Here is a 15,232-nt window from a genome sequence, read left to right as displayed (position 1 = left end):
GCGCACTATCGACGGATACGGGGCGGGCCTCGGCGCTCTCAGCCGCGAAGATCGCGCTTGTCGGTCACCGGGCTCGCGAACCCCGCCCGATGGGTGGGATGCACAGCCAGGTCCGATGGCGTGACGCGGGCACCGTCCGCGGCGGCCGACGCGTAGATGGCCGCCACGATCTCGAACGAGCGCGCCGGCGCATCGGCGGTCGCCGGAAGCGGAGCGTGCGTCAGCAGCGACTCGAACACATCGCGCAGGAGGGGGGCGTGGTCGCTGCGCTCCTCCTTCTCGGGCAATGCCCACCCGGCGGCTTCGTCCTCGCAGCCCGCGACGGGTGTGATGGACCAGTTCTCGTGGCCGTGGCCGTACAGGTGGTCCACCGTGATCGTGGCCTTCTGGGTATCGATGCGGATCGAGCTCGTCTCCCGTGGAGACACGGCGCTGGTCACCACCTGTGCCACGACGCCGTTCGCGAACACGATCGTCGCCGTCGAGGCATCCTCGGTCTGCGTCTCACGGTCGAGCCGCCAGAGTCGTCCCTGAACGCTCTCCCAGTCCCCCAGCAGGAACGCCAGGAGATCCAGCTGATGGATGCCGTGGCCCAGGGTGGTGCCGCCGCCCTCGGTCTCCCACTTGCCGCGCCACGGGACGGCGAAGTAGGCCTCATCGCGGTACCAGAGCGTCTGGCAGACCGCGAGAAGCGGACGTCCGAACGCGCCCTCCTGCAGCAGCCGGCGAACATGGGCCGCCGCCGTGCCGGTCCGCTGCTGGAAGACGACCGCCAGCTGCCTGTCCGCGGCTTCGGCGGCGGCGCGCATCTCGTCGAGCTCGTCCAGGGACGGCGCCGGCGGCTTCTCGACGATGACGTGCGCCCCTGCTGCGAACGCCGCGAGGGTCTGGTCGCGGTGCGCGCCGGGCGGAGTGCAGATGTGCACGACGTCGGGATGCTCCGCCGCGAGCAGGTCGCCCAGCGTGTCGTGCACGGTCGGGCCGCCCCACTGCGCCGCGAAGCGCTCCGCGGCCGGACGGGAGAGGTCGGTGACCGCGATGAGGTGCGCCTGGGTGCTGGCTTCGATGGAACGAGCGTGGGAGTGCGCGATGGCGCCCGTCCCGACGATGGCGCAGCGCAGGATGTCGGTCATCGGTGCGACTCCGTCTCGGGGGTGTGCTCGTGAGCGGGCAACGGCTGGGCGCGCAGCTCGGCGACGAGGTTCGCGCCGCTCGTGGGGGCGAACCTCGCGACGTCGGATCCACCGATCACGAACGCGGCGGCGAGGACGAGGGTCTCGCCGGGAGCGAGGACCTTTTCGTCGGAGAAGAACGGCGCGGGGTTCAGTCCCGCGTACTCGTCGCTGCGCGCGAACCACGGGTTCTCGGCTTCGCTCGCGTCGAGCACGAGGACGCCGGCGGACTCGTCGGGAGCGACGAACGCGAGCCACGGTCCCGGCCGCCCGCGGGCGGCATCCCCCACCTGGCCCTCCGGCCCGAGGATCGCGCCGCCGGCGAACTCGGCGGGACCGCGCCAGAAGAGGCCCGCGTACCCGGCGTTGTCGCGGCCTTTGGTCGTGGGCGAGCCGAAGGCGACAGCATCCGTCGATTCATTGCGAAGCGCACTCCGCCACGTGAGCGCCCAGGCGTCGTCCGAGAGCAGGCGAGCGGTGATGGTGCGGGCTTCGCGGAGCACGGGGTCGCCCTGCTGCGAGACCCAGTCGAGGCGCTCGTCGAAGCGTGCCACGCTTCCGGCCGCTTCGGCGACCGGAGTGTCGGATGCCGCGAAGGACGTGTGGACCTGGGCGCCGTTGTTCGGGAGCTGCACGTAGCCCTCGCCGCGGACATACGTGGGACCGCCCCAGAAGTTGTGCCGCCCGACGACCGGCAGCGCGAGGGAGAGACCCTTGTGCCAGACGTGGTCGTCCGGCCGGTAGGCAGTGACGTCCTGGCCGCCGCGGGTGCGCAGCAGCAGATAGGGCCGCGGCGACTCGAGCTGCGGCTCGCCGGGCTCATACGCGTATTCGGCCAGGACCGTATCGGCGTCCCGAAGGACGAGGCGGCCGGGGTCGCCGGGCTCGAAATGCATGGGGTCTCCGGGTCGAGAGGGGCTTCTTCATCGTAGAGCCTCATGTGGGAAAGCGCTATCCAAGCGCTGTCGTCTGCAGATCAGCCGACCTGGGCGGTGTGCAGCGTGGCGTAGCGCCCGTTCTGCCGCAGCAGCTCGTCGTGCGAGCCCTGCTCGACGATCCGGCCCTCCTCGAGCACGACGATGCGATCGGCCTCCCGGATGGTCGACAGTCGGTGCGCGACCACGAGGGTCGTGCGTCCCTTCATGAGCCGGCCGAGGGCGTCCTTCACGAGCTCCTCGGACTCCGGGTCGAGTGCGCTGGTCGCCTCGTCGAGCAGCAGGATGCGCGGATCGCGCACGAGCGCGCGGGCGATGGCGAGTCGCTGGCGCTGCCCACCGGAGAGCCGCGCGCCCCGCTCGCCCACGACCGTGTCCCATCCGCCGGACTGAGCATCGACGAACTCGAGCGCGTTCGCCGCGCGCAGAGCCTCTCGCACCACATCGTCGGAGGCGGCCGGCAGCCCGTAGGCGACGTTGTCGCGGATCGTCCCCTCGAACAGCACGGACTCCTGCGGCACGACCGACACCGAGCGGCGGACGGTGCGCAGGTCGAGCTGCTGCATGTCGGCGCCGTCGAGGAGGATCCTTCCGCCGGTCGGCCGGACGAAGCCGAGCACCAGGTTGAGGAGCGTCGACTTGCCCGAGCCGGACGATCCGACGAAGGCGACAGTCTCTCCCGGAGAGATGTCGAGGTCGAGGTCGCGCAGGGCGTCGGCCTCGGCATCCGGATACCGGTGCGTCACCCGCTCGAGGGTGATGTGTCCAGCGACGCGGTCGACGGGGAGCTTGCCCTCGTTGTGCTCGAGGTCGGGCTCCTGCAGCACCTCGGCCATCGAGCGGACCGACTCGATGCCGCGAGCCCCGACGGGGATGAGCATGAGCAGCTGGGTGAGGCCCTGGGTGAGCAGCGCGAAGTAGGTGGAGAGGAGCACCACCTGGCCGGGCGTGATGGGGAGGAACCCCGTCAGCGAGAAGAGGGCGGCGAGGACGAGGCATCCCACCCCCAGCAGCTGCATCGTGACCCACGAGATCGAGGCGACGTGCCCGTTGAGCATGTCGAGGTGGAGGCCCGCCTTGCGGACGCCGTCGGCGCCCGACGCCACCCGCGTGACCGCGGTGTGCTCGAGGCCGTGGGCACGCGTCACCGGGATGAGCGAGGCCATCTCGCCCACACGCGCCGCGAGGCCCTCCATCTCCCGACGGAACACGGCGTTGCGCGCCTCGGTGCGCCGCCGGAGGCTGGCGCGCAGGCCGATGGCGATGGGGACGGCGAGCGCGTACACCGGAAGGAACGCGGGCACAGCGATGGCGGTCATCGCGACCGCGCCGATCAGCACCATGAACGACGAGAGGAGCGGGTGGGTCACCTGCTGGAGCATGAGCTCGACGTTCTCGACGTCGCGGACGACTTTGCTCTGCACAAGCGAGGCGCTGACCCGCGTGTGGTACCCGATCGACAGGCTCTGCAGTCGGGCGGCGAGGGCGTTGCGCAGGTCGGCGCCGGTGTCGCGCACCACGGTCATGAAGCTGCGGGTGTAGAGGATGTGGTTGGGGTAGTTCTGCACCAGGAGCACCACGGCCACGGCGAGCCAGCCGAGAACGGCCGACACCTCACCTCCGTCGGCGACGATGTCGATGATCGCGGCCGTCACCACCGGCAGGAACCACAGTGGGATCTCCTTGAGCGCGAACGCGAGCACCGCCACGGTCATGCGCCCGGGGCGACGCAGCAGCAGCCGCAGGACCGACCGTGTGGGATGCTCGCCGTCGATGACGTCCGTTGCTCGGGTAAGCGCTTTCTGCCGCATCATTACATGGTACCCAGCGCTGTGCTTCGAGAGGTCGGAATTCCGGTCGAGTGGTCAAGACACGCCGATGCGACGCGAGGTGGTTGGGGTGTGTTGGCTACTCGACGGGGAAGGGAAGGAACGTCTCACGAGTGCCGCGGTGACAGTCACTCAGTACGGCCGGGTGACGGGGCGGTCGAGTGCGCCGACGCGCACGGTCGGCCACCGCGGATCGACGGTGAGCACCTCGATCCCGGCGCTCGAGGCGAGCACCGTGTCTTCGACCTTGACGCCGGGAGCGCTCGGGTTCCAGGCGAAGGCGTGGTGCTCGTGGACGAGGTCGTCGGTTGAGGGAGTCGCCCGAGGGTCGCGGCCTGCGTACCCCGTCGGGCCGCCCTGGTGGTGGCGGCGCCATTCATCGGGGCCGAAGCCGTGCCCTGCGTAGGCGCGGGTGCCGGCACCGAAGACCTCGTCCAGATGGGACCCCGGCCGCGTGGCGTCGAAGAAGGCCTCCTCGACACGCAGGATTGCCTCTTCGCCCGGATCGGATGCCCCGACCCAGCGCGTGACGTTGGCGATGAGTCCGTGCCGGCGCCCGCAGACGACGAGCATCGCTCGGCGGCCGAGCGCAGCATCCGTCGGCAGAGGGTGGCGATGAGCGAGCCGCGACTGCCCCGCGACGAGGATCACCAGCGGGTCGATGCCCCGCGCGACGAGGCGGTGCGCGAGCTCAGCGGCGATCGCGCGCTCGCTCTGCTCGGGGCGGGCGTCGGAAGCGGCATCCGTCAGCACCTCCGCCGCGTCGCGACCCAGCGCCCGGTAGCGGTCGCGTTCCGCGGGCAGCAGGCTCGCGCGGGCCGCGCGAAGGGCCGGAGCGACGGATGCCTCGGCAACCGCCTCGGCCGCTGCCGCAGCGGCCTCGGCCGGTGGGGTGAGCCAGGGGACCCGCACGAGTCGATCGGCGTCGCTCGGCAGCAGCTCCTCCGCGAGGAGCCGGTCGGCCTCGTTGTCGGCCACGAAGAGCGTGTCGCCGTCACGGTCGGCGCGGACTGCGGCGACCGGCGGACCGGCGAGCGACACGTGCGAACGGATGCCCTCGAGGTACCAGGAGACGGCCTCGTGCGAGGTCAGAAGGAGCGCGTCGGCCCGCGCAGCCTCACGCACGGCGTTGAGTCGCGCCCGCTTCTCGGTGCGATCGGCTTCAGATCCCGGCATCCGCTCACCCTCTCATAGAACGCTTTCTCGCTAGTATGGCCAAGGATCCGCAGCGGCGGATCGCCGGTTCACTCAAGGGGGTGCCGTGGCGCGTTCGAACGGGAAGCCGGCGACGATCACCGAGGTCGCCAAGCACGCCGGGGTGTCGCTCGCCACCGTCTCGCGGGTGATGAACGACAACCCGACGGTCGACCCGGTGCTCGCCGAACGGGTGCGGACTTCGGCGCTCGAGCTCGGCTACGCGGCGAGTCCGCTCGCGCGGAGCCTGGTGCTCGGACGCACCCAGACGGTCGCGGTGGTGGTGCCCGATCTCGGCAACCCGACCTTCCAGGCGGTGCTCCGCGGCCTCAGTCGAGCCGCGGCGGCCGACGGCTACCACGTGCTCATCGCCGACTCCGCCGAGCAGGTCGCCGAGGAGCGGCTGCTGGCCGTCGAGACCCGGCGGCGGACGGACGGGCTCATCCTCTGCGCGCCTCGCATGCCCGACGACGAGCTCGCCACGCTGCTGCCGCTCGTCGGGCCGGTCGTGCTGGTGAACCGCTCGATCGACGCCGCCCCGAGCATCGCGGCGGACTACGGCACGGCGCTGCGGGGCCTGGCCGACCATCTGCACGCGCTCGGTCACCGGCGGCTCGTCTACCTTTCGGGCGTCGCCGGCAGCGCCTCGAACGCGGCCCGCCTCGACGCTCTCGCCGAATTCCACGCCGCGCACCCGGACGTGGAGCTCTCCCGACTCGACTCGGGGGTCGACTTCGACAGCGGCGCCGCCGCAGCCGACGCGGTCCTCGCGACCGGGGCGACCGGCGTGCTGGCGTTCAACGACCTCGTGGCGATGGGGCTGCTCTCCGCCCTCTCCGACCGCGGCGTCCGCGTGCCGCACGACCTCTCGATCACGGGCTTCGACGACATCCCGTTCGCGCGGTACACCTCTCCCCCGCTGACGACCGCCTCGGTGCCCGCGGCCGAGCTCGGCACGCTGGCCTGGCGCGCGATGAACGCGGCGCTGACGGGGGGCGAGGCATCCGGAGCCGTCCGTCTCACAGCCGAGGTCGTGCTGCGCGGGAGCACCGGCCCGGTAGCGGGCTGAACCCGTCTCGCCCGGTGTCGACACGGTCTCGAGAGGTGCCGCGCGGAAGGAACTGAGGACCAGCCGACCCTTCCAGCCTCGAGACGGGCGGGAAGCGCGGAATCAGCCTGAGCAGTTTCCGTGTCGCCCCTGGTAGGCCGAGGGTCCGGCTGATCGGAGAAGATGCCGCGGGGACTCCGCGAGCGGTGCCGCGCGGAAACAACTCAGGACCAGCCGGCGCTTCCGGGCTCGAGACCGGCGGGAAGTGCGGATTGAGCCTGACCAGTTTCCCGTGTCGCCCCGGTAGGCCATGGGTCCGGCTGATCGGGAGAAGATGCCATGGGGACTCCGCGAGCGGTGCCGCGCGGAAACAACTCAGGACCAGCCGGCGCTTCCGGCCTCGAGACGGCCGGGAAGTGCGGATTGAGCCTGAGCAGTTTCCGTGTCGCCCCCCGGCGCCGATGAGCGGACCGCAACGCAACCCGGTGACACGTTCGCGGCCCCGTGATAGCCTGAGAAAACGTTTCCTGAAAACGCTTCCCCATCGAAGGAGCCATTGATGAGCCAGCGCCGGTACGCCGTCGTCGGGGCGGGACACCGCTCGCACATGTACGTCGATGCGATCACGGGCACGTACGCCGACCGGGCGGTGCTCGTCGCGATCTGCGAGCCCAACCCCGTGCGGACGGCCTTCTACGTCGACCGCGTGAAGGAACGCGGGCTGCCGGCGCCGACCACCTGGTCGCCTGAACAGCTCGAGGAGATGATCGTGGCCGAGAAAGTCGATCGGGTCGTCATCTGCGCGCGGGACGACCAGCACGCGCCGCTCATCGTGCGTGGCCTCGAGGCGGGTGCCGACGTGGTCGTCGAGAAGCCGCTGACGATCGACGCGGCGAGCGCCGCCGCCATCGAGGACGCCGTGGAGCGCACCGGCCGCGAGGTCGTGCTGACCTTCAACTACCGGTACTCCCCCCGCAACAGCGCGCTGCGCCAGGTGATCCAGGACGGCCTCATCGGGCAGGTCACCTCGATCGACTTCTCGTGGATGCTCGACACCAAGCACGGCGCCGACTACTTCCGCCGCTGGCACCGCGAGAAGAGCAACTCCGGCGGTCTGCTGATCCACAAGGCGAGCCACCACTTCGACCTCGTGAACTGGTGGATCCGCTCGACTCCGCGGCGCGTCTTCGCGTCGGGCGGCCTGCGCTTCTACGGCGCCGAGAATGCGGCGGCCCGCGGCATCGGCGACCGTCCTGAGCGCGGCACGCACAACAACGCAGACCCGTTCGAGCTCGACCTCCGCACGGACGAGCGCCTCAAGGCGCTCTACCTCGACGCCGAGCAGCACGACGGCTACCTGCGCGATCGCGACGTCTTCAGCGAGGGCATCACGATCGAGGACAACCTGGCGCTCGTCGTGGACTACGCCAACGGCGCCACCCTCAGCTACTCGCTGAACGCCCACGCGCCCTGGGAGGGCTACCGGGTCGCGGTCAACGGCACCGAAGGACGGGTCGAGCTCGAGGTCGTCGAGCGCGGCGCCGTCCTCGCCGACGAGGGCCTGCACCCCGTGCTCGACCCGAGCGCGGTCGACGCCGGCACGGCCGGATCGCTCCGCCCCGAGGGTGAGCGGCTGCTCCTCCAGCGACACTGGGAGCTGCCCGTCGAGGTGCCCATCGACGGGCAGGCGGGCGGTCACGGCGGCGGCGACGCGCTGCTCCTGTCGGACGTGTTCGTCGGCCCCGGCCACGACCCGCTGGGGCGCCCCGCGGACTGGCGGGACGGCGTGCAGTCGATCGCCGTCGGCATCGCCGGCAACAAGTCGCTCGAGACCGGGCTCCCGGTCGAGGTCGCCGAGCTCGGCATCCCGCTGCTGGAGAAAGCCCGCGTATGAGCCGCATCATCGTCACCGGCGGGGCAGGGCGACTGGGCCGCAGCCTCGTCAGGGGGCTCGGCGACGCCGGTCATGACCTCGTGTCACTCGACCGCGACCTGTCGGATGCTCCCGAGCTCGCCGGCGCCGAGCAGGTCGCGGTCGATCTCTCGGACGCGGATGCCGCGGCCCGGGCCATCGCCGAGGCCCGGGGTGACGCCCTCATCCACCTCGCGGCGATCGCCGTCCCGTTCAGCGCGCCCGAGGACGTCATCATGCGCACGAACACCGGGCTCGCCATCTCGGTGCTCGGGGGCGCGGTGGCGGCGGGCATCCCGAAGGTCATCGCCGCCTCGAGCCCGACGGTGCTCGGCTACGGCGCTCCGACCGGCTGGATTCCCGAGCGGTTCCCACTGGACGAAGAGACGCCGGCCCGGCCGTGGAACGCCTACGCGCTGTCGAAGCTGGTCATCGAGCAGTCGATCGCGATGCTCGCCCGTCAGGCCGGCGATGCCACCCGGTTCGCGGCATTCCGGCCGTGCTACGTCATCGCGCCGGAGGAGTGGGCCGGTGCACCGACGCAGCAGGGCCACACGGTCCGCGATCGGCTCGACGACCCGTCGTTGTCGGCCCCGGCGATCTTCAACTACGTCGATGCGCGCGATGTCGCGACCTTCGCCGCAGCCCTGCTCGACGCGCTCCCCGCCATTCCGAATGGCGAGGTGTTCTTCGTGAGCGCCGACGACGCGCTCGCCCGCGAGCCCCTCGCCGAGCTCATCCCCCAGTTCCATCCCGGGACCGCGGAAGCGGCATCCGTCCTCACGGGCACCTCACCCGCCTTCTCGAACGCGAAGGCGAAGCGCCTGCTCGGCTGGCGACCACGACACGACTGGCGCTCCGAGCTGGAGTTCGCCGAGACACGAAAGGAGTCGGCGGCGTGAAGTTCGACGGCATTCTCTTCTTCCCTGTGACCCCTTTCGACCCGCAGGGCCGCATCGACGCGGACATCCTCGAGCAGCACCTCGCCCGTGCGCTCGAGCACGCGCCGGGTGGGGTCTTCCCCGCGTGCGGCACCGGCGAGTTCCACGCCCTGTCGGCGACCGAGGTGCAGACCGTGGTGCGCGCCACCGTCGAGGCCGTCGACGGCCGAGTACCCGTGGTCGCCGGAGCCGGCGGCCCGCTCGGGCACGCCCTCGAGGTCGCCCGGTCAGCCGCCGACGCGGGAGCGGACGCGCTGCTCGTGCTGCCGCCCTACCTGGTGAGCGGACCGCAGCCGGGGCTCGCCGCGTACGTCGAGGCGATCGCCGACGCATCGCCCCTCCCGGTCGTGGTGTACCACCGCGGCAACGCCCAGTACTCGGTCGAGACGGTGCGCAGGCTCGCCGCGAACCCGAAGGTGGTCGGCTTCAAAGACGGCGTCGGCGACATCGGCGCCGCCCAGCTGACCGTCCGCGCGGTCGCCGAGACAGGGCGTGACCTGGCGTTCTTCAACGGACTCCTCACCGCCGAACTCACTCAGGCCGCCTACCGCGGCATCGGCATCCCGCTGTACTCTTCTGCCGCCTTCGCGATGGCGCCCGAGATCGCCAACGCCTACTACCGGGCGTATGTCGACGGCGACGAGGAGCGGCGCCTTGCGCTGCTGGACGGCTTCTACGCGCCGCTCGTGCGACTGCGCGACGAGACGCCCGGGTTCGGCGTATCGCTCATCAAGGCGGGGCTGCGCCTGGGCGGCCTTCCCGTCGGCGGAGTGCGACCGCCGCTCGTCGATCCGACTCCGGAGCAGGAGCAGCGACTGGCCGGTATCCTCGACGCGGGAAGGGCGCTTGTGTGAGCACGATCGAGGCTTTCGATGCCCGGCTCGTGCGCGTGCCGCTCACGAGACCGTGGGCATCCGATGTGACGACGGTCGGCGTGATCGCGACACACGTCGTGCGCTCGGACGGCGGAGAGGGCTGGGGCTTCTCGTGGACTCCCCAGATCGGCGCCGAAGCGGTGCTCGCTCACCTGAACCACGACATCGCGCCGTTCGCGGCCGGTCGCACCGCTGACCCGGAGGAGCTCTGGGACGACGTGTGGGCGCACGTCCACGAAGCCGGCGGCGGCGGGGTCACCACGATCGGGATCGCAGGACTCGATCTCCCGCTGTGGGATGCCGCAGCCCGCGCGGCCGGCACGGCGATCACCGATCATCTCGGCCGCGAGCGCGACGCCGTGACGGCATACGGCAGCGGCGTCAACCTGCACTATTCGCTCGATGAGCTGCTCGCCCAGGTCTCGCGCTGGATCGCCGCCGGTTTCAGCGCCGTGAAGATCAAGGTCGGGAAGCGGGACCTCGCCGAAGACGTGGAGCGCGTCCGCGCTGTGCGCGACCTCCTCGGACCCGAGCGCGGCCTGATGATCGACGCCAACCAGCGGTGGCACCTCGAGCGCGCTGTGCAGTCGATCGAGGCCCTTGCGCCGTTCGACCTCGCGTGGATCGAAGAGCCCCTGCGGTCGGACGACCTCACCGGGCACACCGAGCTGGCACGCCGCATCCCGGTACCGATCGCCGTCGGCGAGAACCTGCACACCGTGCACCGCTTCCGGGAGTTCCTCGAGGCGGGCGCCGCGCACATGGTCCAGCCGAACATCGTCCGGGTGGGAGGCATCACCCCGTTCCGGCGCATCGCGGCGCTGGCCGCCGAGCGTCGCGTGCCGGTCCATCCGCATCTGCTTCCCGAGCTCTCGGGACAGCTCGCGCTGACGCTCCCCGACGTTCCCGGTGTCACCTCGCCGCTTGCGGAAGACGTCGAGGATGCCGGCTTCGGCGCCCTCGGCGCGCTCGCCGACGAGAGCCCGGTGCGCATCGCCGACGGGCGGCTCACGGTCGTCCCGCACCTGGGGCTCGGCATCCGCTTCCGCTGACTTTCACTGATCTCCCTGGAGGGAATCGACACATGACCACTATCACCGCTCACCTGACGACCGACGCCGAGCTCGAAGCGTTCGCGCACGCGGCAGCCGCCGCGGCGCCTGTCTGGCGCGCCTCGACCGCAGCGGAGCGCGCGAGCTGGCTGCGCGCGGCCGCTGACGCCCTCGAGGCATCGGCGGACGAGCTCGTCGAGATCGCCGACCGCGAGACGCGACTCGGAACGGCGCGACTGCGCGGCGAGGTCGGTCGCACCACCGGACAGCTCCGCCTGTTCGCGGGCGTGGTCGAGGAGGGCTCCTACCTCGAGCTGACCATCGACGACGCCGACCCCTCGGCGACGCCGCCGCGGCCGGAGCTCCGCCGCCTGCTGATTCCCGTGGGACCGGTCGCGGTGTTCTCGGCGTCGAACTTCCCGTTCGCGTTCTCGGTGGCGGGCGGTGACACCGCGTCCGCTCTCGCGGCCGGCTGCCCCGTCATCGTCAAGGCGCACTCCGGGCACCCCGAGCTCTCGCGCCGCACCGCCGAGATCGTCGCCGCTGCTCTCGACGCGGCGGGTGCTCCGGCCGGCTCGCTCGCGCTCATCGAGGGGAGGGATGCCGGCAACGCCCTCGTGCAGCATCCCGTCGTCCAGGCCGCAGGCTTCACCGGATCGCTCGGCGGGGGCCGCGCCCTGTTCGACCTGGCGAGCGGCCGGCCCGACCCCATCCCGTTCTACGGCGAGCTCGGAAGCGTGAACCCCGTCGTCGTGACGCCCGCCGCGGCGGCCGAGCGCGGTGACGAGCTGGCGAAGGGCCTCGTCGGCTCGTTCACGATGGGCGTCGGCCAGTTCTGCACGAAGCCGGGCGTGGTCTTCATTCCCCGGGGCGCCGGTTTCGAGGCCGCGGTCGCCGAGCATTTCGGCGGAGCCGTTGGCGGCCCGCTGCTGACCGATCGGATCACGGCCGCCTTCCCCGAGGGGATCGACCGGCTCGTGGGCGACTCCTCGGTCGAGATCGTCGCCGGTTCGCAGTCCGCGCCGGGCACCGCTGCGGAGCCCGTCGTCCTCGCGACGGATGCCTCGGCCGTCGCCGACCGGCCCGACGTGCTGCTGGAGGAGTGCTTCGGACCCGTGACGCTCCTCGTGCGGTATGACGGGCCCGACGATCTGCAGCGCGCGCTCGAGGCGGTGCCCGGAAGCCTGACGGCGACGCTGCACTCCCAGCCCGGCGACGATGTCGCCGACATCCTGTCGGTGCTGCAGCTCAAAGCGGGACGCGTGCTGTTCGCCGGCTGGCCCACGGGCGTCGCGGTCACGTGGTCGCAGCAGCACGGGGGCCCGTGGCCTGCCACCACGTCGCTGCACACGTCGGTCGGCGCGACGGCGATCCGCCGGTTCCTCCGGCCGCTCGTCTTCCAGGATGCGCCTGAAGCGCTGCTCCCCGAGGTGCTGCGCGACGCATCGCTCGCGCGACTTCCGCACCGCCGGAACGGGGCCCTCCGGACGCCGTAGAGCCGATTGCGGCCGGCCGTCGGCGGTCGGGCGTCGGGCGCGGGGCGCGGGGCGCGGGCGCCGGGGTCGGCGTCGGCCGTCCGCGGCCCGCCTTCCGCCGCCGCCGTCGGGTCAGCTGTACCCGATGGTGGACGCGCGCACGGTGAGCTCAGGGTCGAACCGGATCGCATGACCCGACGCCTGCGCCTCGCCCGAGATGAGCTTCATGAGGCGAAGTCCGGCGGCACGGCCCATCTCGCGAGCCGGCTGGCGCACCGAGGTCAGCGGCACGGCGGCGACGGCGGCGAACTCGATGTCGTCGTACCCGACCACCGCGACGTCCTCAGGCACCCGCATCCCGCCGCGCAGCAGGCCGTGCACCACGCCGCAGGCCAGATGATCATTGGTTGTCACGACCCCGTCCGGACGGTGGGCCGCCGGACGGTCCGCGATCGTGGCGCCCATCGACACGCCGCGATCGAGGGTCGTCCGCTGGCTCCACATCAGCTCGAGGCTGACGCCGGGATGGTCCTCGACGGCCTGGCGGACGCCTTCGAGCCGCTCGCGCACCTGCCGGACCTCTTCGCGCGCCCCCAAGAACGCGAGCCGGGTGCGTCCCAGTGAGATGAGGTGCTCGGCGGCCATGCGACCCCCCGCCACGTCGTCGAATGACACCGAATCGAGCACGCCCTGATCATCCACCCGATCGACGAGGACGACGGGGATGCTGCGTGCCAGCCGCCGCGCGAGCCGCTCGCCGTCTTCGCCGAACGGCGAGACGAGCGCGCCTTCGACCTGGACGCGCTCGAAGAGCCGGAAGTACTCCCGCTCCTTCTCCTCGTCATCGTCGCTGTTGCCGACGAGCACGCGCACGCCGGTGCCGGCTGCATCCTCGGCTCCGCTGACGAGATCCGCGAAGAAGGGGTTGGTGATGTTGATGACCGTCATGCCGAGCAGCCCGCTCCGCCCGATGCGCAGCTGCTGCGCGGCCTGGAGCGGCACATAGCCGAGTTCGTCCACAGCTGCGCGCACGCGTTCGACGATGTCGTCGCCGACCCGCTCCGGCCGATTCAGCGCGTTCGAGACCGAGCTCATCGACACGCCGGCGCGCGCCGCCACATCCTTGATGCCCACTCGTCTCGCCATGTGCCGTCCTCGTCCTTGTGAAACGTTTTACACCCTAGCCGGTCGCCGGTTCACCGCAGGTCAGGCCAGGGATTTCGGACCCGCGGGAACGGCGCCGCCGCGGCCCGGAGGGGGCTCGCCGCCGGCGCGGTCCGTATACATGCCGACGGCGAGGTCGAGGACTTCCGGAGGCCGGAAGCGGCCTGGTGAGCGCATGTGCGAGACACTCCAGGAAAGGAACGGGAAAGCGATTTCCCATGAACGGTAACCCAGGTCCTCGTCACGGCGCAAGGCCTCGCAACAAATTCTGAAACGTTCTATCGATCGCTTGCGTGCACGTATGTCGCGGAGTTCGCGAACGCCGCCGGTGCGACGCAGTCCAAGCCGGTGACGGTGACCGTGCGCTGATCGCGGCTCTGGCCCGCGGGCCGTCCGGGAGTTCTCCCGGGCGGCCCGCTCGCGTGTTGGCGTGCACCGCAGCGGATCTCGCACGCAACACGCCGAGCGGATTCCGGATGCCGCGGCGCGCCGAGGACGATCTCCGCTGCCAGGTTCACCCACTGCGCACCGCGCTCCCGGTCGGCCGCCCCACCTCGACCCGGCACAATGGAGCCATGTCTTGGCTTGTCACCGGCGGTGCCGGCTATATCGGAGCTCACGTCGTCCGCGCCCTCGCGGCGGCGAACCTCTCCCCGGTCGTCATCGACGATCTGTCGAGCGGCCATGAGGGCTTCGTGCCCGAGGGCGTGCCCTTCGTGCGCGGCACGATCCTCGATCGCGACTTATTGGAGCGGGCTCTTCGCGACCACGCCGTCGAAGGCGTCATCCACGTCGCCGGCTACAAGTACGCCGGCGTCTCGGTGCAGCGCCCGCTGCACACCTACGCGCAGAACGTCGAGGGCACGCGCGTCGTGCTCGAGGCGATGCAGGCGGCGGATGTCGCGCACATCGTCTTCTCGTCGTCCGCTGCCGTCTACGGCACACCCGATGTTCCGCTCGTGACGGAGGACCTCCCCAAGCGGCCCGCGTCGCCCTACGGCGAGTCCAAGCTCATCGGCGAGTGGCTGCTGCGCGACCAGGCGACCGCGACGGCCGAGTCGCAGCATCCGCTCCGGCACACGTCGCTGCGGTACTTCAACGTGGTCGGCTCCGGCGACCCGGCCGTCTACGACACGAGCCCGCACAACCTCTTCCCGCTCGTGTTCGAGGCGCTCCTCGAGGGCCGGACGCCACGCATCAACGGCGACGACTACGACACCGAGGACGGCACCAACGTGCGCGACTATGTGCACGTCGCCGACATCGCCGCCGCTCACGTCGTGGCGGCGCAGCGCCTCGCGGCCGGCGAGCCCGTGGAGGCCGCATACAACCTCGGCTCGAAGAACGGGCTGTCTGTCAGGCAGATCATGGACGCGATGGCCCGCGTGACGGGCATCGACTTCACGCCCGAGATCGGTCCCCGCCGCCCCGGTGACCCCGACCGGATCGTCGCCACCGGTGAGCTCGCCGCCCGCGACCTCGACTGGGCGAACCGGTACTCGGTCGACGAGATGGTCCGCACCGGCTGGGAAGCGCGCCGCGCCGCCTCTGTCTGACGTCAGCGTGGGGCAGCCGCCTGGTTAATGTCCCGATTTCGACCGGATGCCGCAGCCCCAGGCGAGCGAAAGTGGGACC

12 protein-coding genes are annotated in these 15,232 nt (G+C 71.3%); 7 read left to right on the top strand and 5 right to left on the bottom strand.

What is annotated here, in order from left to right; all coding sequences use genetic code 11:
* Positions 1 to 38: 38 nt before the first annotated feature.
* From AC1DP3_RS15825 to AC1DP3_RS15810, 4 genes are all read right to left on the bottom strand, one after another.
* Complete coding sequence (locus tag AC1DP3_RS15825) at positions 39 to 1,133, bottom strand: Gfo/Idh/MocA family protein (RefSeq protein ID WP_477294918.1); 1,095 nt, start codon at positions 1,131 to 1,133, stop codon at positions 39 to 41.
* On the bottom strand, positions 1,130 to 2,068 hold the full coding sequence (locus tag AC1DP3_RS15820) for a DUF6807 domain-containing protein (RefSeq protein ID WP_477294916.1): 939 nt from the start codon (positions 2,066 to 2,068) through the stop codon (positions 1,130 to 1,132). Before AC1DP3_RS15820 ends, AC1DP3_RS15825 begins: the two co-directional genes overlap by 4 nt.
* Positions 2,069 to 2,148: 80 nt before the next feature.
* On the bottom strand, positions 2,149 to 3,918 hold the full coding sequence (locus AC1DP3_RS15815) for an ABC transporter ATP-binding protein (RefSeq protein ID WP_477294914.1): 1,770 nt from the start codon (positions 3,916 to 3,918) through the stop codon (positions 2,149 to 2,151).
* A 150-nt stretch (positions 3,919 to 4,068) separates the two neighbouring features.
* Positions 4,069 to 5,112, bottom strand: a complete 1,044-nt coding sequence (locus tag AC1DP3_RS15810; RefSeq protein WP_477294912.1) for a M24 family metallopeptidase — start codon at positions 5,110 to 5,112, stop codon at positions 4,069 to 4,071.
* Positions 5,113 to 5,197: 85 nt separating this feature from the next.
* On the opposite strand from AC1DP3_RS15810, the gene AC1DP3_RS15805 reads away from it, so the two are divergent.
* The 6 genes from AC1DP3_RS15805 (at position 5,198) to AC1DP3_RS15780 (ending at position 12,454) form a co-directional block, all read left to right on the top strand.
* Positions 5,198 to 6,199, top strand: coding sequence for a LacI family DNA-binding transcriptional regulator (locus tag AC1DP3_RS15805; RefSeq protein ID WP_477294910.1), 1,002 nt, complete (start codon positions 5,198 to 5,200; stop codon positions 6,197 to 6,199).
* Between the two features lie 538 nt (positions 6,200 to 6,737).
* Positions 6,738 to 8,072 (top strand): Gfo/Idh/MocA family protein, encoded by a 1,335-nt coding sequence (locus AC1DP3_RS15800; RefSeq protein WP_477294908.1) that lies wholly within the window; start codon positions 6,738 to 6,740, stop codon positions 8,070 to 8,072.
* Positions 8,069 to 8,992, top strand: a complete 924-nt coding sequence (locus AC1DP3_RS15795; protein ID WP_477294907.1) for an NAD-dependent epimerase/dehydratase family protein — start codon at positions 8,069 to 8,071, stop codon at positions 8,990 to 8,992. The genes AC1DP3_RS15800 and AC1DP3_RS15795 overlap by 4 nt, the downstream gene beginning before the upstream one ends.
* Positions 8,989 to 9,885, top strand: coding sequence for a 5-dehydro-4-deoxyglucarate dehydratase (locus AC1DP3_RS15790; RefSeq protein WP_477294905.1), 897 nt, complete (start codon positions 8,989 to 8,991; stop codon positions 9,883 to 9,885). Before AC1DP3_RS15795 ends, AC1DP3_RS15790 begins: the two co-directional genes overlap by 4 nt.
* Positions 9,882 to 10,958 (top strand): mandelate racemase/muconate lactonizing enzyme family protein, encoded by a 1,077-nt coding sequence (locus tag AC1DP3_RS15785; RefSeq protein ID WP_477294903.1) that lies wholly within the window; start codon positions 9,882 to 9,884, stop codon positions 10,956 to 10,958. Before AC1DP3_RS15790 ends, AC1DP3_RS15785 begins: the two co-directional genes overlap by 4 nt.
* 32 nt (positions 10,959 to 10,990) lie before the next feature.
* Positions 10,991 to 12,454, top strand: coding sequence for an aldehyde dehydrogenase (NADP(+)) (locus tag AC1DP3_RS15780; protein ID WP_477294901.1), 1,464 nt, complete (start codon positions 10,991 to 10,993; stop codon positions 12,452 to 12,454).
* Positions 12,455 to 12,565: 111 nt separating this feature from the next.
* Here the strand turns inward: AC1DP3_RS15780 and AC1DP3_RS15775 are convergent, their stop codons facing one another.
* On the bottom strand, positions 12,566 to 13,579 hold the full coding sequence (locus AC1DP3_RS15775) for a LacI family DNA-binding transcriptional regulator (RefSeq protein ID WP_477294899.1): 1,014 nt from the start codon (positions 13,577 to 13,579) through the stop codon (positions 12,566 to 12,568).
* Positions 13,580 to 14,172: 593 nt separating this feature from the next.
* On the opposite strand from AC1DP3_RS15775, the gene galE reads away from it, so the two are divergent.
* Positions 14,173 to 15,153 carry a UDP-glucose 4-epimerase GalE gene (galE, locus tag AC1DP3_RS15770; RefSeq protein ID WP_477294897.1) on the top strand — a complete coding sequence of 327 codons (981 nt, stop codon included), beginning with the start codon at positions 14,173 to 14,175 and terminating at the stop codon, positions 15,151 to 15,153.
* The last annotated feature ends 79 nt before the right edge of the window (positions 15,154 to 15,232 follow it).

The organism is Microbacterium sp. P5_B6, from assembly GCF_056400345.1.
This window is presented reverse-complemented; position numbering and strand designations above follow the sequence as displayed.